The sequence below is a fragment of the Paenibacillus sp. MDV22-iso6 genome, from assembly GCF_058408365.1.
Map to the genome: position 1 here is coordinate 37,961 of NZ_JBZVDZ010000009.1, position 19,099 is coordinate 57,059.

At 44.2% G+C, this 19,099-nt stretch carries 19 protein-coding genes; 8 read left to right on the forward strand and 11 right to left on the reverse strand.

From position 1 onward, the window contains the following. From AC4PM4_RS23840 to AC4PM4_RS23855, 4 genes are read right to left on the reverse strand one after another with little or no spacing between them, the layout of a single operon-like run. Positions 1-1,482: a sugar ABC transporter ATP-binding protein gene (locus AC4PM4_RS23840; protein ID WP_491614710.1), complete on the reverse strand. Its 1,482-nt coding sequence runs from the start codon at positions 1,480-1,482 to the stop codon at positions 1-3. Positions 1,483-1,497: 15 nt separating this feature from the next. After that, positions 1,498-1,899, reverse strand: coding sequence for a D-ribose pyranase (rbsD, locus tag AC4PM4_RS23845; protein WP_072733236.1), 402 nt, complete (start codon positions 1,897-1,899; stop codon positions 1,498-1,500). Then, the gene (gene rbsK, locus AC4PM4_RS23850; RefSeq protein WP_491614711.1) at positions 1,896-2,777 is read right to left on the reverse strand and encodes a ribokinase; all 882 of its coding nucleotides are present in this window, start codon (positions 2,775-2,777) and stop codon (positions 1,896-1,898) included. Before rbsK ends, rbsD begins: the two co-directional genes overlap by 4 nt. Next, on the reverse strand, positions 2,770-3,759 hold the full coding sequence (locus AC4PM4_RS23855) for a LacI family DNA-binding transcriptional regulator (protein WP_063562753.1): 990 nt from the start codon (positions 3,757-3,759) through the stop codon (positions 2,770-2,772). The genes rbsK and AC4PM4_RS23855 overlap by 8 nt, the downstream gene beginning before the upstream one ends. 211 nt (positions 3,760-3,970) lie before the next feature. Between AC4PM4_RS23855 and AC4PM4_RS23860 the strand changes: the two genes are divergently transcribed. Continuing rightward, positions 3,971-4,396 (forward strand): MaoC family dehydratase, encoded by a 426-nt coding sequence (locus AC4PM4_RS23860; RefSeq protein WP_063562754.1) that lies wholly within the window; start codon positions 3,971-3,973, stop codon positions 4,394-4,396. A gap of 101 nt (positions 4,397-4,497) precedes the next feature. Here AC4PM4_RS23860 and ppsA read toward each other — a convergent pair whose 3' ends face one another. The 3 genes from ppsA to AC4PM4_RS23875 all read right to left on the reverse strand — a co-directional run bounded on the left by ppsA (position 4,498) and on the right by AC4PM4_RS23875 (position 9,940). Then, positions 4,498-7,113, reverse strand: a complete 2,616-nt coding sequence (ppsA, locus tag AC4PM4_RS23865; RefSeq protein ID WP_491614712.1) for a phosphoenolpyruvate synthase — start codon at positions 7,111-7,113, stop codon at positions 4,498-4,500. 356 nt (positions 7,114-7,469) lie between these two features. Beyond that, a complete protein-coding gene (locus AC4PM4_RS23870) occupies positions 7,470-9,209 on the reverse strand; it encodes a HAMP domain-containing sensor histidine kinase (protein WP_491614713.1) in 1,740 nt (579 codons plus the stop codon). Then, entirely contained in the window at positions 9,206-9,940 is a 735-nt protein-coding gene (locus tag AC4PM4_RS23875; protein WP_090807548.1) for a response regulator transcription factor, read from the reverse strand. Before AC4PM4_RS23875 ends, AC4PM4_RS23870 begins: the two co-directional genes overlap by 4 nt. A gap of 172 nt (positions 9,941-10,112) precedes the next feature. On the opposite strand from AC4PM4_RS23875, the gene AC4PM4_RS23880 reads away from it, so the two are divergent. Then, on the forward strand, positions 10,113-10,424 hold the full coding sequence (locus AC4PM4_RS23880; RefSeq protein ID WP_090807009.1) for a YbjQ family protein: 312 nt from the start codon (positions 10,113-10,115) through the stop codon (positions 10,422-10,424). A 391-nt stretch (positions 10,425-10,815) separates the two neighbouring features. Next, positions 10,816-11,781: a DMT family transporter gene (locus AC4PM4_RS23885; RefSeq protein WP_491614714.1), complete on the forward strand. Its 966-nt coding sequence runs from the start codon at positions 10,816-10,818 to the stop codon at positions 11,779-11,781. Between the two features lie 131 nt (positions 11,782-11,912). Here the strand turns inward: AC4PM4_RS23885 and AC4PM4_RS23890 are convergent, their stop codons facing one another. Beyond that, complete coding sequence (locus AC4PM4_RS23890) at positions 11,913-13,046, reverse strand: serine hydrolase domain-containing protein (RefSeq protein ID WP_491614715.1); 1,134 nt, start codon at positions 13,044-13,046, stop codon at positions 11,913-11,915. A gap of 166 nt (positions 13,047-13,212) precedes the next feature. Further along, positions 13,213-13,728, reverse strand: coding sequence for a spermidine/spermine N(1)-acetyltransferase (gene paiA, locus AC4PM4_RS23895; protein ID WP_491614716.1), 516 nt, complete (start codon positions 13,726-13,728; stop codon positions 13,213-13,215). Between the two features lie 400 nt (positions 13,729-14,128). Here paiA and AC4PM4_RS23900 point away from each other — a divergent pair, with 400 nt between their 5' ends. From AC4PM4_RS23900 to AC4PM4_RS23915, 4 genes are read left to right on the forward strand one after another with little or no spacing between them, the layout of a single operon-like run. Further along, positions 14,129-14,860: a dihydrofolate reductase family protein gene (locus AC4PM4_RS23900; RefSeq protein ID WP_491614717.1), complete on the forward strand. Its 732-nt coding sequence runs from the start codon at positions 14,129-14,131 to the stop codon at positions 14,858-14,860. A 36-nt stretch (positions 14,861-14,896) separates the two neighbouring features. Next, a complete protein-coding gene (locus AC4PM4_RS23905) occupies positions 14,897-15,214 on the forward strand; it encodes a carboxymuconolactone decarboxylase family protein (protein WP_064637276.1) in 318 nt (105 codons plus the stop codon). A 21-nt stretch (positions 15,215-15,235) separates the two neighbouring features. Then, positions 15,236-15,631: a cupin domain-containing protein gene (locus tag AC4PM4_RS23910; RefSeq protein WP_491614718.1), complete on the forward strand. Its 396-nt coding sequence runs from the start codon at positions 15,236-15,238 to the stop codon at positions 15,629-15,631. 38 nt (positions 15,632-15,669) lie between these two features. Further along, on the forward strand, positions 15,670-16,416 hold the full coding sequence (locus AC4PM4_RS23915) for an SDR family oxidoreductase (RefSeq protein WP_072733246.1): 747 nt from the start codon (positions 15,670-15,672) through the stop codon (positions 16,414-16,416). A 78-nt stretch (positions 16,417-16,494) separates the two neighbouring features. Here AC4PM4_RS23915 and AC4PM4_RS23920 read toward each other — a convergent pair whose 3' ends face one another. Continuing rightward, positions 16,495-17,145, reverse strand: coding sequence for a class I SAM-dependent methyltransferase (locus AC4PM4_RS23920; protein ID WP_491614719.1), 651 nt, complete (start codon positions 17,143-17,145; stop codon positions 16,495-16,497). A gap of 219 nt (positions 17,146-17,364) precedes the next feature. On the opposite strand from AC4PM4_RS23920, the gene AC4PM4_RS23925 reads away from it, so the two are divergent. Next, a complete protein-coding gene (locus AC4PM4_RS23925) occupies positions 17,365-17,787 on the forward strand; it encodes a hypothetical protein (protein WP_063562764.1) in 423 nt (140 codons plus the stop codon). Positions 17,788-17,935: 148 nt separating this feature from the next. On the opposite strand, the gene AC4PM4_RS23930 is transcribed toward AC4PM4_RS23925, so the two are convergent. Next, the gene (locus AC4PM4_RS23930; RefSeq protein WP_063562765.1) at positions 17,936-18,976 is read right to left on the reverse strand and encodes an NAD(P)-dependent alcohol dehydrogenase; all 1,041 of its coding nucleotides are present in this window, start codon (positions 18,974-18,976) and stop codon (positions 17,936-17,938) included. Between the last annotated feature and the right edge of the window lie 123 nt (positions 18,977-19,099).

The following is a 19,099-nucleotide window of genomic DNA, read 5'->3' on the forward strand; positions in this document are numbered from 1 at the left end:
TCATTGTCCCCCTGTAGCCAATGTCATAATGTTTTCCTGTGTTGCCTCTTCTTTTGCCAGTTCACCGCTAATGCGTCCCTCATGCACTACCGCGATTCGATCGCTCATGCCAAGCACTTCAGGCAGTTCGGAAGATACCATAATGATGGCAACTCCGCGGTCAGTCAGCTCGTTCATCAACTGGTAAATTTCTCGTTTGGCTCCAACGTCCACGCCTCTTGTTGGCTCATCCAGGATAAGTACACTTGGGCCAATGCCGACCCATTTGGCGATAACCACCTTCTGTTGGTTGCCCCCTGACAGGTTCCGTGCTGCCGTCTCAGAGGATTGTGTCTTGATTTGCAAACGTTTGATGAGCGTATCGACGAATTCCTGTTCTTTCTGAGTCGAGATGAAGCCCTTACTTGAGAAGCTGAACAGATTGGGTAAGGCCATATTCTCACGAATGGAGAAATCAAGCACCAAGCCTTCATCCTTGCGATCTTCCGTAATAAATCCGATTCCATGTTTAACCGCATCCGCTGGCTTCCGAATATGAGCCTTTTTGCCTCGAATCATGATCTCGCCACCGTCCAGAGGTTCCAAACCGAAGATCGCTCGCATGATCTCTGTCCGTCCCGAACCCATCAATCCGGAGAATCCGAGGATCTCGCCTGCTCTCACCGTAAAGCTGATATTCTGGAATAATCCTTTGCTGCTTGCGTCCCGTACTTCAAGGACCACCTCACCATACGACGGATTTCGTGCCGGATATCGTTCCGTGAGTTCCCGTCCGACCATCTTCCGCACAACTTCGTCAAAACTGGTCTCCGGGATCGCCTTGGTATCTACCGTTTTACCGTCACGCATGATCGTAATCCGGTCGCAAATGGTGAAAATCTCCTCCATCCGGTGCGAGATATATACGATGGAAACGCCATTTTCCTTAAGCGAAGTGATCACGCCGAACAACTTCTGAATCTCCCGCTCCGTAAGCGCCGCCGTGGGCTCATCCATGATGATTACTTTGGCGTCGGTCATCAGTGCTTTGGCAATTTCAATCATTTGCTGCTGACCGACAGAACATTCCCCGGCAGGACGATCCAGCGGAATCTGTACGGAAAGCTTGGCAAACTGCTCAGTGGCAAGCGCTTTCATTTGTCTTGAATTCAGCAATCCAAAAGACGAAGTTATTTCCTTACCTATGAAGAGATTATCAAGCACCGTCATTTCCGGCCAAACGTTTAACTCTTGGTGGATAAAAGCAAGCCCCATCTTCTCAGCTTCCTTCGGATTGGCAAAATAGGTTTCTTTGCCGTCAATGGAGATGGTTCCCTGATCCCGCCCATGAAGACCGATCAAAATGTTCATTAGCGTGGATTTTCCAGCCCCGTTCTCTCCCATCAGGGCATGAACCTCGCCTTCCTTTAGTTCGAAATCTACCCCGCTTAGCACTTGGTTGGTGCCAAAAGCTTTATATATGTCTTGCATCTGAATATGCATGATACCGTCCCCCTTTTAACCGAAAATGACGCCCGATTGTAAAATGCAATTGGCATACGGCGTAGCTTCGCCCGTACGAATGACCACTTTGGCATTCCGGGTCAACGCCTTGAATTGTTCATGATTAATGGAAACGTCAATGGCTTCATCGCCAAATTTCTCGGTAATAAACTGCATAGCTTCTGGATTCCCTGCCTTGATTTCTGTTGCCAAAATCACTTTCTCAACGACCATATCGTCCGCAATAAGCTCCACGATCTCTTGAAAACTCGGTGTTCCCAGTTTCAAGGACAAATCGATTTTGGGGACCCCTTCTGGAACCGGAAGGCCAGCATCCGCGATGACAATCATGTCCGTGTGACCCAAATCAGACAACACCTTCGAAATGTGACTGTTCAATATTCCCAGCTTCTTCATTTCAGGCTTTCCTCCACTTCATCCCGTGTCGGCATGCCTCCTTGTGCCCCAAACTTGGTCACGGATAGCGATGCAGCCCGGTTGGCGAATCTAATGCTGTCTTGTAGCGGTTTGCCTTCAGCCAAAGCCACCGCAAATGCGGCGTTAAACGTATCACCCGCTCCGGTTGTATCCACTGGTTCCACCTTATAAGTAGGTACAACGATTTCCTGTTCGCCGTCAAAATATCGAACTCCGTTGCTGCCCTCCGTAATAAACAACTTGTTTGGATATTTGCGCAGCGCCTCAGCCGGAGTCATGCCCTGAAACAATATCTCGGCCTCATGCTCGTTCGGCGTGATATAAGCAGCTTTGTCAATGACCTCATCCGGTACTTTCCTTGCAGGTGCAGGATTCAACAACAGGGGCGTTCCGCTTTGGGCGCAAATCTCGCTGACACGAACAACGGTTTCCTCCGGAATTTCCTGCTGAATCAGTACAATATCTGCACGTTGGATCACTTCTGCCGCTTCATCGACATAAGCCGGTGTAACTTCTCGATTTGCCGCTTCAACAACCACAATACTATTATCACCTTCAGCCAGCACGATATGAGCCGTACCGCTCTCCATATGTGTAACCGGTTTCACATTCTGCGTATTTACACCATTTGCTTTGAAATTATTTAAAATGGATGTACCAAAAGTGTCATCACCCACCCGGCCGATCATGGAAACGTCGGCCCCCAGCCTTGCGGCAGCAACTGCCTGATTTGCTCCTTTGCCGCCAGGAACTGTTTTGAAGCTGTCGCCAAGGACGGTTTCACCCGCCCCCGGCCGCCTTGCAGAAGTAACAACCAAATCCATGGAGCTGCTGCCAATTACGCATATTTTAGCCATCTGAATTCACCTTTCTTGTTGTGCCCCGTTCAATGAAACTGACCGGAAGCTGTATGTGTTTGTTTTCGATTGGAGCTTGTTCCACCAGTTTGATAAGCAAACCGGCAGCTTCCCTTCCCATCTCATATGCCGGTTGGCGAATGGTTGACAATGCTGGTGATAGCAGGCTGCTCATCGGGATATCGTCGAAGCCGATAATTTGCATATCCTCCGGAACTTTTTTACCGATGCGCAATGCCTCGTGCAGTACCGCCATAGCTGCGATGTCATTACTTGCAATGACTCCGTCTGTATCGCCGTACTTGCTAAAAAGCTCATCCGCCCATAACCCAACATCGTTAAAGGAAAAGGATGTCGTTTGGATTACGCGGTAATCCAGACCAGCTTGACGTATGCTCTCGATTGCGCCTTCAAAACGATCCTGTGCAGGTTTGATATGTGCCGGTCCCTGCATAACCGTAATTCGGCGACTTCCACGCTTGATAATCTCCCGTGCAGCCAGACGTCCACCCTCTCTGCCATCCGCAAATACGGAGGGACTGTCCAGAGGTGTTCTGTCCAGAAACACCACGGGAATTTTCAAGTTCTCATATATTGAAGAATGAGGGTAATTCGTTGAAGAGATTACGCCGACTACATTATTCTGGATAAAAGTCTGGATGTAATCCTTTTCCTTCTGTTCATCCTCATCACTATTTCCGAAAATCAATCTGAAATCCTGCTCCTGCATCCGGTCCTCTACGCCGCGTGCAAGCTGCGGAAAGTAAGGGTTTGCAATATCGGGTAACAGCAGGCCAATCAATTTGGACTTACGCTTGTATAAAGAGCGGGCCACCTCATTGGGAGAGAAGTTAAGCTGCTTGACCGCCTCCTCCACTTTCTTACGAGTGTCCGCATGAACATAACCTCTTTCATTAATGACCCTTGATACAGTGGCAACTGAAACGCCAGCCAATTTAGCTACATCTTTTATTGTTGTCATGAACGTTCACTCCTATGTGTGTAACCGGTTACAGATATGAAAATATCATATTTTATTAAGTTTGACAATCCTTTTGTTACTGGAAATTTATCCAAGTCACCAGAAAGAGACCTGATTACACTTGCTTTATTATGCCCTAGCATCTTCATAAAATGACTACTTGCCTTGAATTCAACTTATCCATTAGAGTAGATATTGGAGGTGTACATCATTGAAATTTAACGAGTATGTTATAGGCGAGACCTATAGAACAGAGTCTATTCAATTGTCAAAGAAAGATATTATTGATTTTGCAAAAATATATGACCCTCAATATATGCATATAGATGAGGCAAAAGCCAAAGAAGGACGCTTCGGCAGCCTCATTGCTTCGGGTATGCAGACGATGAGCACGTCCTTCAAACTTTGGGTGGAACTCGGGATATATGGAGAAGATGTTATCGCAGGAACCGGCATGAATAACATAAAGTTTATCAAACCTGTGTTTCCAGATGATGAAATCAATGTTCTATCCGAAGTGATTGAATTGGCTCCAAGAAGAAGCAGGGGTGGAATTGTTACCGTGCTGCTCACTACTTTTAATCAAAATAATGAGAAGGTTTTTCAGGCAGAATTAAGTGCTTTGATTAGCAACTGAATTTGTTCAATTCGTTTCCGTTGTTGACTTTGAAAACAAAAACGATCGCACATCAGGTCTGATGCGCGATCACTGCTGTACAATCTCAATTCGTGTATCATTTACAATATTTCGATATATCCTTCTGTTCCATGTACCCGAATTCGCTGCCCATCTTTTATTCGATGAGTTGCCTTCTCCACTCCGACAATGGCTGGCAAGCCATATTCACGCGCAATCACAGCTCCATGGGTCATCAGTCCACCCACTTCGGTAACTAGGCCTTTTATAGAAACAAATAATGGTGTCCAGCTCGGATCAGTATAGGGAGTCACTAGTATATCTCCATCTTCCAGATCCGCATCTTCAATATTGAAGATGACACGTGCACGGCCCTCTATCACTCCGGAAGAAACAGGCAGGCCGACAATAGCTTCGGCTGGCATATTTTCACGTTTATACTGACCTGTAATGATTTCACCATCAGACGTGAGCACGCGAGGTGGAGTTAGCTTTTCATAGATTTTATAATCGTCTTTCCGTTGGGTAATGATCTTCTCATCCAGTTTATTGGTGCGTACAACTTCACGAAGTTCTTCAAAAGTGAGAAGGTATATATCCTCTTTTTCGGCAATAACACCGGCTTGTGCAAGTCGTTCGGCTTCTTTCAATAAAGCCTGTTTATATACGAAGTAACGATTGATCATGCCGTATTTGGGATATTCCCGATAACCGATGAAGTTGCGAACTAGGTCAATCATTCGTTTCGTTTCCTTGGCTTTTTGTTCACCATCAGGCAATAGCTTCAATCGATCCAATATTTCCTGTTCTTTCTTCAATGCTTCCTGTCGTCCCTGCTCAAATTTTCGTTTGCTTGCATTAGGCTTAAAGTTTCTGATGTTACCCAGAATCAACGGTACAAGTGTAATGGGTTTTTCAATCCAACGGGTTCTGGTCAGATCGATTTCTCCGGCACATCGCATTCCGTATTTGTCCAGATAATCCTGGATCGCTTCCCTTGTTTCCTGTCCACCCTCAACCTTAACCAGTTCGTCCATAAAGTCATCCTCTTTCACTTGCTGTAAATAAGCAATGACTTCAGGATACGGACGAATCACATCTGCAACATCCAGTAATGCCAGACCCATTTCCGAAGTGATATTGTTAGGTACAGATTGAGACAGCGTATCTGCTGCATTTTTCTCACCCAACCACTCTTTCATGTTTTCATTGATCCATGCTGAAGCATTCATGGCAGTCATAAATACATTTGAACTTCGTGGGTCAGATAGAAATCTCTTCAATTCTTGCAGATCTTCAAGGATAAAATCAAACAAATCCAATCCAGACTTGTTTTGGATGTTACGTTTTAGCTCTTCTACTGAGGCTTGATTGCTCTTAATCAAATCAGAGACGATAGTCGATTCATTTTCAATATGTGCTTGAAAACCATCAGATACGCTCTGTTTATGGTGATTACGCGGAGTTGGTGCTGGCTGATCAACAGGTAACGATTTTATGAAATTCCCGCGCTCGATTACAGTTGTAAGTGCGTCCCTAAGGAGCGGATCGGATTGTCCCATGGTATTTATGAAGTTTTCTCTCATGACAGGCGAAGCTAGCCTAGGCGTAATATCAACAAACAATCTTCCACCAGCTATACGCATGGGTGCCGGAGTCGTTAATAGAAAGAAAGATAAGCCCAGCGGTTTCATGGGATCAGTCATCATTTGTTGATGACCCACAGATAGGTACACATGATTTTCTTGGTCACTCACTTCAGGGATCGGGTATAACGTTGTGATTGGCCGACTTTGGACAATATAAAACATATCATCCGCCAAACACCATTCAATATCTTGCGGGAAACCAAAATGAGCTTCGATCTGTCTTCCTATCCGTGCCAGTTCTAAAATTTGTTGATCGGTAAGTGTTTGCGTCTTTTGCAGCACGGGATCGATCTGATGTGTATACGTTCCACCTTCTTTCCGTCCATAGATACCCAACGTTTTGACGGCTATCCTCTTATCGACAATTTCACCTTCCCGGACTTTATAACAATCAGCAGATACCAAGCCGGACACCAGCGCCTCACCAAGTCCAAAACTGGCGTCGATGGAAAGCAATTTCCGGTTGGATGTGATCGGATCAGCCGTAAATAAAATCCCTGAAGCCGTTGGGAATACCATCTTTTGAATGATAACGGACAAATAAACCTGACCATGGTCAAATCCATTTTGCATACGGTAAATTACCGCGCGATCGGTAAACAGGGAAGCCCAACATTTGCTGATATGATGCATAATTGATTCTTTCCCAATGATATTTAAGTAGGTGTCTTGTTGACCCGCAAAAGAGGCATGTGGTAAATCTTCAGCGATCGCACTGGAACGCACTGCATACGCATGGCCCTCTCCAAATGTGGAGAGATAATGAGCAACTTCTTTTTCAACATCGACTGGAATGTCTACGCCCAGAATAAGTTCCCTGATCTTCCTGCTGATTTCACCAATTTGCTCTCGTTCTTCTACTTTCAACAAGGTTAATTGATCCAGTAAAGCATGATACATTTCATTTTGTTCAATGGCTTTCTGATATCCAACGGTTGTAACACAAAATCCTTCAGGGACGTAAATTCCTTCAATCTTTGATAACTTCGCTAGATTTAATCCTTTTCCACCAACGAGTGCAAGCTGCAATTTTTCCATTTCCTGAAACCCGACAACCAAAGAACTCATTCCGAATCTCCCCTAACTAATAAATTGAGAAAAAAACATTTGACAAAGAGTTTACCGCCATGATAAAATTTAAATATAAGATAAGATATTTATATCTGATATATTAAAAGCAATGTAATCTGATTATATCATTGTGTTTGTTTATATACAATATCGAAGAACCTGGGATAATTACCCAGGTTCTTTTTTGATTTAAATACTATTAATCTTATAGAAACATGGCTCTCCTCAACCAGATCACTGTCGTGAACATGTTATGTACCACAGATGTTGAAGCCAACAGAAAAAGCAACCTGCCCTCAAATGAGGTTGGGCTGCTTTTTTTCAGTAATCGCCTTTTTAAGACAGTAAACATTTCAACAGGGTAACAAGATCTCAATTTTCGTACCTTGCCGCACTTTGGATTGTACATGAATTTCTCCGCCGTGTGCTTCCACGATCGTTTTGGCGATACTCATCCCTAGTCCAGAACCTGCCGTCGATTCCTCTGTATTTGTTCCCCGATAATAACGATTGAACAAATGCTGCAGCGTTTCCTCATCCATCCCTTTCCCATTATCAAATACGCGTATACATGCCTTATTGTTCATTCTGCCGATGGAGACGGTGACGTTAACGCCTGGCGGGTTATGCTTCACGGCGTTGGACAGCAAGTTATCCATTAACCGCAGCAGCCAGGTTTCATCAGCCTGTACCCACAAGGGACGCTCCTCCCCAACATAGTGAAACTGGTATTCAGACAGCGTAGCGTCATTGACATACTTCAGCACGGAGCAGCGCACCAGTTCAACCAAATCGATTTTCCGAATCTCCATAATCGAATCGCCCTGCTTAAGCTGATGAATCATGGAAAAGTCAGAGATCAGCTCAAGCATATAATCCCCTTTTTCCCGGATCGTCGCCCCCATGGTACGCATCTCTTCTCGGCTCCATTGTTCCGGTAAACTCTCCAGCATATATCCATACCCTTGAATGGTGGACAGAGGTGTGCGCAGATCATGTGAAATTCCTGACATCCACTCTCTTTGATCTTTCTCCAGCCGCTCGCGCTCCTTCTCGGTTTGGGCCAATTGATCAGCCATTTGGTAGAAGGATTCAATGACTTCCTTATAGAGCCTGTATCGGTTTCGCATCGTGCCATTGGAGCGGAATATCTTGCGTTTGTCCTTGGCGGTAAGTACCTGATCGTACTGCCCCCGCCCCATACGTTCGAACCAGCCTGCGAACAAAATCAGCGGCTGACCGTAACGGTAGCCATGCCAAATCGATAAGGGTACTGCCAAGAGAAGAGCTAGACCTGCAAACCACATAAGTCTGCGCGTTGCCGTATCCATCGCTGGATGTTTCAAAGGGCCACCCGCTGGATTGGGCGTATAAAGAATCCAGGTCATTCCACTACGCTGGTCCCGATGGGCGACTATATTGGTATCATAGTTGCTGGGCGATTGCTGGATTGCCAGAATGTCCAGTGGACGGTATCCCTTCTGCAAATACGTTCCATCACCGATGGCTTGTTCGGTATGACCCGTGGAATTAAATACCTGGAGATAACTGCCGGTTTCACGCAGTCGCTGATCCAGAAAGGAAAGCTTTTCGCTAGATACCATGCCTTGCTGCCCGTATTCGTCGAACCAGGCCTTGAGCTGATTAAGGTCAGAACTTTGGTAGCCAAGGATATACAGAACCGGCACATTAAAGGCAAAGTTCAGATGAGTTTGAACAGCATACGTCCCAAGTGTCCGTGTCTCCTGAATATCGAGCAGTTGGGCGATTGAGTATGATGGCGACAGCCCATCATGCGTATCTGTATTTACTTCGTAAATGACCCCTCCTTCGGCATTTACAACCTGCATCCACATTCCTTTTTCCTCAATGAGCTTATCCCACTTGGGGGAGATTTGAATGGTCCCGTCTTTTGAAGAAGCTTCTTGAGCAATCAGTTGTAAGGCACCCACCGGAAAGTTCCGGCGCAACTCACTATTGGTCGTGTTTTGAAAGAATATAATGCAAGCAATGAGAGTAATCGCCAGAATGATCAGGGCATAAAAGATCAATTGATACGTGAAGTGAAATGTCATGCGCTGTTGTATCTTCATTGCTCCTGAAACTCCTTTGACAGCTTGTAGCCGAGCCCGCGTACGGTCAGCAGCAGCTTTGGATTTCCTGGATCGATCTCGATCTTCTCTCGTATGCGCCGAATATGTACCATTACCGTCGAGTCATCTCCCTGTCCGTTGATCCCCCACACCTGATCATAGAGCTGTGTTTTGGAAAATACGACTCCCGGAAACTTGCAGAAATGCAGCAGCAGATGGAAAACCTGTGCAGGACAAGGGACAGGTTTTCCATCCACGATTAACTCGCCCTCCGCCTCATTCACGGTGAAGCGTCCGAATCGGTAAACCCCTGGTTCAGGGCGTTTCACCTGACTCACAGTTGGAGCTTCAGGCTCTAAACGGCGTATGCGCGCCTGAATTCTTGCAGCTACCTCCAAAGGATTGAAGGGCTTGGTAATATAATCGTCCCCGCCCATGGCGAATCCTCTCAGCACATCGAGATCGGATGCCTTAGCCGTCAGAAACAAAATATGCGGATTTCCGTATTCACGGAGCTTGGAACAAAGCTCCAGACCACTCCCGTCCGGGAGCGTGATGTCGAGCAGGACAATATCCGGGGCAACGCGCTGTACCAGATCGAGAGCTTCCGCACAGGTGGAAGCATCGTACAGCTGATGAAACCCTGCCCTGCGAAGCACCATTTGCAGCATGGTGACAATCGAGGGTTCGTCGTCGACAATTGCAATTTTAATATCCGTTTGATTGGTCATCGTTTTCACCCATTTCATAGTAGCATACTCACATTAACAGAACCTAAACGACTTGGGCAAACTTAAACGATTGTTCAGCAACTCGTTTAGGCTCTGTTTCAGTAACGCTGTTAGCATAGGAAATGAGAAATCTGATTCGCGACAAATCTATTTTATTTTAGGAGGAAAACATTTGATTATTACAACAACAGCAGTAATTGAAGGTTCCCCGGTTAGACAGTATATCGGCGTTGCAACCGGTGAAGTCATCATCGCAGCTAATGTCGGGAGAGACTTTCTCGCTTCATTTAGAGATCTTGTAGGCGGCCGTTCTCGTACCTATGAGAATAAGCTAAGAGAAGCAAGAGACGCTGCCTTTGAAGAAATGACCGAGCAAGCCGCACAGATGGGAGCCAATGCCGTAATCGGTGTGGATCTGAACTACGAAGTTGTTCGTCAAGGTATGCTCATGGTCGCAGTCAGCGGAACGGCAGTTATTATCTAAACTTCAACGGCATTATCGCGCTGTCCTAAAATAATCCTCACGCTTTATCAATTCACAATAAGGAGCTTACATGCAAATGAAAAAAATTACGGCTTCAATTCTGTCCTTATGTTTACTTACCTCAGGGCTTTCCTCCGTTCATGCAGAAGAGAAAGTGATATCCTTATCATTAAATGGCGAGTCAATCCAGTTCAGTCAATCCTCAGCGATCGTAGACAAAGGGGTAACTCTCGTCCTCTCAATCATTTTTCACAACGTTAATTATATCTCTTAGTCTTGTTATGAAACGGGATTTCATTTTTTTGTTACAGCTACTCGCAGTTTGTGATATGGTCAGTGAGGTGCGATCAGCCCGTACACATTTACATATCATGCGAGGAGAAGATTGAAAGTGAATGAAATAAAAGCATTGGAGAACCCGAACAAGTTTAGTGATCCTTTATTTGTAACCTTAGTTGCAAGTTTATGTTGCTTGTTATGGGGGAGTGCCTACCCGTTTATTAAGCTTGGATATAGTGCTTTTGACATCCTGGCAGAAGATATTCCATCCAAATTTGTATTTGCAGGTTATCGATTTATTTTAGCAGGATTACTGCTCCTATTCCTGTTTCGTGTCATTAGTAAACGGAAATTTGAACTGTCTGGACGACAATTTTCAAGCTTAATATTGCTTGGCATGTTCCAAACGGGTCTGCAGTATATGTTTTTTTATGTGGGTGTAGCCAATACGACAGGTGTCAAAGGTTCGATTATGAATGCGACAACGACCTTTTTCAGTGTTGTTCTAGCTCATTTTTTATATAAAAATGATAAACTGAGCAAAAATAAAATAGTCGGCTGTTTGCTAGGATTTATTGGCGTAATTATTGTGAATTTCCACTCCAATCTGCTGGAATTCTCCTTCTCTCTCACAGGTGAAGGTTTCGTTATTATGGCGGCTCTTATTTTTTCCATTACGGCCATCTACGCAAAGCACTTGACAGGCTCCATCGATGTCCTCGTTATTACTGGAGTTAGCTTGTTTGTCGGCGGACTGGCACTCACCGTACTGGGACTCCTGCTTGGCGGCCGGGTTACACATTTTACACTCGAATCAACGGGTATCTTGATTTATTTAGTTTTACTTTCATCAGCTGCATTCTGCTTATGGAATCTACTTCTGAAATACAACAAAGTGGGGAAAGTATCTGTGTATAACTTCCTTATCCCTGTCTTTGGTGCATTGCTATCGGCGTTATTTTTGGGAGAAACGATTTTGGAATTCAAAAACCTAATTGCATTGCTCTTTGTATCCATCGGTATTTATATGGTTAATCGCGTAACCTCTCGAAAGTTCTCAAATACCCTGGAACCTTAGTTCAAAAAGAAAAGGAAAAAATAATAACAGGGGCGCGACATTGCTCGCGTCCCTGTTTGTTTCCAATTGTACGAATACTCAACATCAAGTCGTTGAATTAAGCAAATGCCTCGTCAGAATCCACTCCCGCATTACAAACAGGAGTAAACGACATTACGCAAGCGGCGATGAACATAAGGCTCCTGATTGTTCAGCAGATGCTGCGCATACATGACCGTGAGTTCAGAATCTGGATCAATGATGGCCATGCAGCCGGCAGCACCACTCCATCCAAATTCACCAAGTGGGCTTAACGAACCGCTGCCCGCTTTGGAGATATGCGTGCGCACACCCAGTCCATAACTATACCCTCCCATATGATCCCAGGAGTAATCATCACGGGTCAGATCGTTCAGATGGTCTGTGCGCATCAGCTCAATTGATGCCTGTGACAGAATGCGCACGCCTTGCGGACTGGTCCCGCGTCCAGTCAGAGCGTTCAGGAACAGTGCATAATCGCTAACGGTGGACAACAACCCGGCACCGCCGCTCTCCAAATCCGTTCCTACCCGGAATCCGTTTCCGTCCATTCGTACGGCTTTTTCAAGCTCATCATTGTAAGCATACTGGGGAATCAGACGGGTCTGCTGTTCATCGTTCAGATCGAATGCCGTATCGTTCATACCTAGCGGTCCGGTAATTTCTTCTTGCAGATATTTACCAAAGCGTCTGCCACTCACAACCTCCACCAAGGCTCCGAGCACATCGTGACACATGCTATAGTTCCAATGCGTACCTGGCTCAAACAGAAGTGGTTCCTTGGCGAGCGCTTTCGCAAATTCTCTTGTCGGCAATGTTCCGTTCGTGTTCTTCACAGCTTCCTGAATGCTTGGCGAGCCAACATCATAGGAGAACCCGGCAGTCATCGTAAACAAGTCACGTACTGTAATCGCCATTGTCGCTTTTTCCAATCTGACCTCGCCGCTCGATAATGTTTTCTTCACCGTCATCTCGGCATATTCCGGCAGGTAGTCAGATAACGGATCGCTCAGCAGCAATTGCCCTCTCTCTACAAGTTGAAGCGCTGCCACACAGGTCATAATTTTCGTCATGGAGTAGAGATTGAAGATCGCCCCATCGCCGATGGGCGTTTGCTCCTCCAGATTAGCGTAACCATTCCGGTAACGGAAAACGGTATCATTTTGATGCATCACAAGGACCTCTGCCCACGGAATTCTCCATGATGTGATGCGATCAATAAATGAAGCAAGCGGTTTAAAGTCCATATTTCCCCGTCCTTCTATGTAGAATCGTTATCAATACACATAGTGGATCTGTGTTCATGCACATGGCCCACATAGTATTAATATACGACCATTCACATGCATTGACCATATCTAATAGTAAGCAACGTTTAAACAATCTGTACATTTTTTAGGATCGGTACGATTACTAGAGTGTCTTGACCATGATAAAATCGATTTGTTCCTCGTCCCCCATGTAAAAAGAGTGAGAGCCAGTCTGAACAAACCCCATCTTCTTGTAAAAAGCAATGGCATTGTCATTCTTTTCCCATACGCCAAGCCAGACTTCCTTCTTTTGGTGCTCCAATGCGGTCTCCATCGCTTTATTTAGCAGATATTTACCCAGTCCATGCATTTGGAATTTTTTCCTGATATAAATTCTCTCAATTTCTAGTGAAGCATCACTCATTTGTTCGGATTGGGCGCCCTCTCTGTTCACCTTTAGATATCCGGCAAGTTCCTTATTGTAGTAGACGAAAAAGATGTCTGAACAGCTATTGGACAGTTCCTCTTCCAACTGTTTAGCGTTAAATGCTCTTTCCAGATAGGCTCTCATATTGTCAGGGGAATTCTGATCTTTGAATGTATCGTGGAATGTTTCTATACTTATTTCTTGTAGTTTTTGTAAATCCTCGCGACTGCATGCTCTTATTTCCACGGTCATTGTGATGTATCTCTCCTTCTATGAATCAGTTACTTATTTGAAAACACTTCAGTTTTTTTGTTGCAAATACAACATTTATTATGTTCTTAATCTACTCTAATTTTGTAGAGTTTGCAACATAAATCAAGTGAGACGAAACAGGTTGAAATACAAGGCAACTCAAAAACGTTTTGTACATACTATCTTGACGTTTATTTACAATCCACACCTCTATGTTTATTAATGAACAAATTTAATGAATCTAACAATTGATTCTACGATTCTCTCTTATATAATAATAGATAGATGTTCATTATTGTATTAATGTAAATTTGAATTACACATCAAAGTAATACTACAGTAATGAATAATATTCACTTTTCCCCCTTGCAATCCATTCATGTCGAAAGGAGATGCTACGATGGACAGACCCTATACGATTTGTCATATGCTTAGTTCAATAGATGGCAAAATTATCGGCGATTTTCTGGAAGATGATCGGTCAACCTACTTCATTAAAGAGTATGAACGTATCCATGACCGCTACGAGTGTAATGCTTGGATGTGCGGACGAGTCACGATGCAAGAACATTTTGCACATGAATATATTCCTCCACCCAATCAAGAGAAGCAGTCCCCGATTCCTCGAACGGATTATGTTGCGCAGCAAGACATTGGAACTTATGCCATCGCCGTAGATCCACACGGCAAATTGGCTTGGACCCATAACTATATATCCGAAGGAAATGGCAACAGAAAAAAGGATCACATTATTGAGGTGCTGACTGAACAAGTGCCCGATGCTTATCTCGCATATCTACAGGAATTGGGCATCTCTTATATCTTTGGTGGAACGAAAGAGCTGAACGTTGTGACGGTTGTAAAAAAATTGAAAGCATTGTTCTCCATCGATCGATTACTGCTTGAAGGCGGGGGTGTATTAAATGGTTCTTTCCTGAATGAAAGTTTGATCGATGAGTTAAGTCTCGTATTCGTTCCTTTTGCAGAGGCAAGCTCTCCGGCTTTGACCATCTTTGAGAAAAGTTCGAGTTCCAAAGAAACCTTCCCCGTTCATTTTGAATTGATAAGAGTCGAACAAATGGAACATAACGGATTGTGGATGACTTATCGAGTAGAAGGAAATTCTAAATAACTCTCAACCGAATTACGAATGGAGGATCACATAGCTATGGAAAAAAAACAAACTGCTGGAAGAGATATATTAGGTGAGTTTGCCCCGAAATTTGCAGAGTTGAATGATGATATTCTGTTTGGCGAGGTATGGTCAAGAGTAGAAGAATTATCTAGTCGTGATCGCAGTATGATTACCGTCTCTGCACTTATTGCCGGTGGAAATTTCGAACAATTAACCCCACACCTTCACAAAGCAAAGGAAAATGGAGTAACTCGTAATGAAGTGTCTGAAATGATTACTCACCTTTCCTTCTATGTGGGCTGGCCGAAGGCATGGTCTGCGTTCAATATTGCAAAAGATATTTATAAATAAAAAAGAAAGTAGGGAACCATTATGACAAACGAACATTTGAGTAACAGCAGCATCTTCCCACTCGGAAAGAAAGTAGAAGCCAATTTTATTGGAGATGCGTATCTGGAGATGGTCTTTACAGATGAAACTCCACTTAACACTAGCATTGGAAATGTCACTTTCGCGCCAGGAGCACGCAATAATTGGCATTCGCATGCTGTAGGTCAAGTGTTACTTGTTACAGGTGGTGAAGGCTGGTACCAGGAAGAAGGTAAACCCGCACGATTGCTTAAAACCGGAGATGTTGTAAATATTCCTCCTAACGTGAAGCACTGGCATGGGGCAACAGCCGATAGTTGGTTTGTGCATTTGGCTATGACACCTGGACAAACCGAATGGTTAGAACCTGTGAATGATGAGTGGTACAACGCGCTCTAAGGAAAGAATCTGATCCAAATGAAAGGAATGAACTGAATATGTCTAATATTGAGGGTAAAGTTATAATTCTTACGGGAGCATCCAGTGGAATTGGAGAAGCTACCGCGAAAGTTCTTGCTTCAAAAGGTGCCAAACTGGTATTAGCAGCTCGTCGGGAAGAGCGTTTAGTACAATTACAAAAAGAAATTCAGAACAATGGCGGTCACGCTATTATCAAACCAACAGATGTGACTTCGCAAACTCAAATGGAAGACTTGGCTAAGTATGCACTAAGCGAATTTGGTAAAATCGATGTTCTAATCAACAATGCAGGAATCATGCCTCAAGCCTTTCTTTTCAAGAAAAAAATTGATGAATGGGACAACATGATCGATGTAAACATTAAAGGTGTCCTCTATGCTATTGCAGCGGTTCTCCCGTCCATGAGAGAACAGAAATCAGGTCATATTTTGAACCTTTCCTCTGTTGCTGGACATAACATATATCCGGGTGGAACTGTATACTGTGGAACAAAGCATGCCGTTACAGCAATCTCCGAAGGCTTGCGTCAGGAAGAAGCCATGAGCGGCACCAATATCAGAGTCACCAATATTTCTCCAGGCGCTGTCACAAGCGAGTTACTGGAAACGACAAGTGATCCTGAGTCCAAAGCAGGTTTAGATGAGTTCTACAAATCCGCTATTGATGCCGATAACATCGCACGTGCAATCGCATTTGCAATTGAGCAACCATCGGATGTAGCAATTAACGAAATGATCATTCGCCCAACGGTTCAAGTCGGTTAATGGTATTGATTTACTAAAAAAAGGAACGAATGCAAGCTTCTTATCGAGGCTGCTTCGTTCCTTTTTTATAGTATACACTTACAATTTTCGAGCTGTCACCATAGGCTGGTAATAACCTGTGTCCGCAGGGAAATGCCACTCTACATCCATAAAACCAGTCGCCCTTAATACGTTGTTCATCTCTTCTCGCAACAATGCTCTGTACGGTGTGCTATTATGTTTTGTTTTCCATTCACCATTCATTTCTTGCACAATAAATTGGTTTGTCGTATACGTTTTCCCATCTTCGGCCCAGTCCCATACCTGAAAAACAACCCTCTTCCCCTTATCTAAAACACGCGGCTGCGTGGTTGATGGTCTCTCTTTTACCAATGCATCATAGTCTCTTATAGTAGCAATGAACAAGCCATTCCGATTAAGCTTTGTATATATATTTTGAAAGGCCTTATGTAAATCTCCGTCTGTAAGTAGATGTGGAGTAGCATTGTCTGCGGATAGAACGATATCAAAAGCTCCCGTTAGATCTGTATCCAACGAGCGAAAGTCGGCTACCCCAAAGTTTATGTTAACTCCGCGAGATGCGGCTTCTTTCTCAGCTCTTTTTACGGAATCAGGACTTACGTCAGTCGCACTTACGTTATACCCGTATTTCGCTAGTCCGATTGCTTGTGTACCTATACCACATGAACAATCCAAAAGTGAAAGGGTCTGGGTAGTAGAATGAGTCAACTTGGATTGGATGACTTGGTCGAGAATTTGCGCTTGCTGTAAAATGGATTGATTCCAATCCCCCTCAAATGGTCATATTTCATGCTCATTACATTACCATACTTGGAACGATTCTGCCCGTTAGTTAAGATGCCTTTTTTTTGATTATATTCAGAAGTCCAAGCATACTAGTAACCTTTGAATATATTATCCTATCCCACTCATTAGGAGGTAGATTCAATGACAACTTTTCTTGATGCAAGAACATCGCAAAACGCAAGTTTGGCTAACTCGATTGCTATTCCGATTCTGGTAATCAACGCGCCGCAATTGTTTGGACAAATTGGTCTTCAAACAGCAGGTGCAGGTACTAACCCTAGAGTTCAATTTAAAGGAACGGTTTCTGTACAATTACCATTAGCTCTTGTCGGAATAACGATCACCATTGTAAGAGGTACCTTGTCGACTGACCCTGTAATTTACTCAGCAACTTCAACATTTGATTTGAGTCTTTTGGCTCCTCAAATCATTACGTTCTCTGCGGATGATTTCAATCCGCCAATTACCCCTCAATTGACATACACTGCATTCGTAAGCTCCAACTTGCTGGGTACGATCCGTGTAGGTCCTGAGAACTTTGATGGATTCGTCGTTTCAGACTAATACGACAGCTCCTCTTTCTAATCCTTTCACTCAGTCTCCTTCATCATAAAAGAAGAAAATCCAATCGCAATGTTATGAGCGATTGGATTTTCTAATTTCTAGGTATAGATCAAATGGTAAATGTCTTTACCGACAACTTTAAAACAATTTAAATTGTGCTAGTGTCAATTACGAATCTGTACTTCACATCAGAAGCTAATACACGTTTGTATGCTTCGTCAATTTGGTCAGCTGAAATGACTTCGATCATAGGAACAATACTATGTTCTGCACAGAAATCAAGCATTTCCTGAGTCTCACGGATGCCACCGATCATTGAACCAGCAAATGAACGACGGTGACCGATGAGGGACATCACATTTACTGCCAACGGCTCCCCAGGAGCACCCACATTAACCAACGTGCCATCCAGAGTGAGCAGTGAGAAGTATGCATTGATGTCGATATTTGCACTTACCGTGTTAATAATCAGATCAAAAGACCCGGCGAGTTTTTTGAACGTATCTGGTTCACTTGTGGCATAGTAATGATCTGCCCCGAATTGCAAACCATCCTCTTTTTTCTTCAATGATTGTGACAGAACAGTTACTTCTGCCCCCATCGCATGTGCAATTTTTACAGCCATATGACCCAGACCGCCCAGACCTACAACCGCTACTTTTTTACCTGGTCCAGCTCCCCAATGATTCAACGGCGAGTATGTTGTAATACCTGCACATAGAAGAGGTGCAGCGACATCCAGCTCGATGTTATCCGGAATACGAACGATGAACTCCTCAGTTACGACGATGTGAGTGGAGTATCCACCTTGTGTAGGTTCGCCGTACTTATCAACACCCGCGTAGGTGGGAACATTTCCTTTGAGACAATACTGCTCTTCGCCTTGGCGGCAGTTCTCACATTCGCCACAGGAGTCCACCATGCATCCAACTCCTACTCGGTCACCAACTTTGTACTTTGAAACTTCGGCTCCCACATCTGTAACAATTCCTGCGATCTCATGTCCAGGTACGAGCGGATAGTTTACGGGGCCCCATTCGCCGTGAGCAGTATGGATGTCAGAATGGCAAATGCCGGCATATTTAATCTCGATCAGGACATCGTGCAAATCCAAATCGCGTCGTTTAATCTCAGCCGCCCGGAATGATTGGTGCGGACCGTCAACAGCTCGTGCTTTAGCAGTTATCATCATAAAACCTCCTAAGATTGTCATTCTTCCTTTTCTCTTGCAAAACTATCTTAATCCCTCTAGTTAACTCTAGGTCAAATGTCTTTTGAAATTTTGACATTCTGCAGCCTGCGTGGTAGAATC

What these genes read in the sequence shown, in the direction of transcription:
- AC4PM4_RS23840 (WP_491614710.1), bottom strand. Translation starts at nt 1,482, where the DNA reads ATGCATATTCAGATGCAAGACATATATAAAGCTTTTGGCACCAACCAA.
- rbsD (WP_072733236.1), bottom strand. Translation starts at nt 1,899, where the DNA reads ATGAAGAAGCTGGGAATATTGAACAGTCACATTTCGAAGGTGTTGTCT.
- rbsK (WP_491614711.1), bottom strand. Translation starts at nt 2,777, where the DNA reads ATGGCTAAAATATGCGTAATTGGCAGCAGCTCCATGGATTTGGTTGTT.
- AC4PM4_RS23855 (WP_063562753.1), bottom strand. Translation starts at nt 3,759, where the DNA reads ATGACAACAATAAAAGATGTAGCTAAATTGGCTGGCGTTTCAGTTGCC.
- ppsA (WP_491614712.1), bottom strand. Translation starts at nt 7,113, where the DNA reads ATGAGTTCTTTGGTTGTCGGGTTTCAGGAAATGGAAAAATTGCAGCTT.
- AC4PM4_RS23870 (WP_491614713.1), bottom strand. Translation starts at nt 9,209, where the DNA reads ATGAAGATACAACAGCGCATGACATTTCACTTCACGTATCAATTGATC.
- AC4PM4_RS23875 (WP_090807548.1), bottom strand. Translation starts at nt 9,940, where the DNA reads ATGACCAATCAAACGGATATTAAAATTGCAATTGTCGACGACGAACCC.
- AC4PM4_RS23890 (WP_491614715.1), bottom strand. Translation starts at nt 13,046, where the DNA reads ATGGACTTTAAACCGCTTGCTTCATTTATTGATCGCATCACATCATGG.
- paiA (WP_491614716.1), bottom strand. Translation starts at nt 13,728, where the DNA reads ATGACCGTGGAAATAAGAGCATGCAGTCGCGAGGATTTACAAAAACTA.
- AC4PM4_RS23900 (WP_491614717.1), top strand. Translation starts at nt 14,129, where the DNA reads ATGGACAGACCCTATACGATTTGTCATATGCTTAGTTCAATAGATGGC.
- AC4PM4_RS23905 (WP_064637276.1), top strand. Translation starts at nt 14,897, where the DNA reads ATGGAAAAAAAACAAACTGCTGGAAGAGATATATTAGGTGAGTTTGCC.
- AC4PM4_RS23910 (WP_491614718.1), top strand. Translation starts at nt 15,236, where the DNA reads ATGACAAACGAACATTTGAGTAACAGCAGCATCTTCCCACTCGGAAAG.
- AC4PM4_RS23915 (WP_072733246.1), top strand. Translation starts at nt 15,670, where the DNA reads ATGTCTAATATTGAGGGTAAAGTTATAATTCTTACGGGAGCATCCAGT.
- AC4PM4_RS23925 (WP_063562764.1), top strand. Translation starts at nt 17,365, where the DNA reads ATGACAACTTTTCTTGATGCAAGAACATCGCAAAACGCAAGTTTGGCT.
- AC4PM4_RS23930 (WP_063562765.1), bottom strand. Translation starts at nt 18,976, where the DNA reads ATGATAACTGCTAAAGCACGAGCTGTTGACGGTCCGCACCAATCATTC.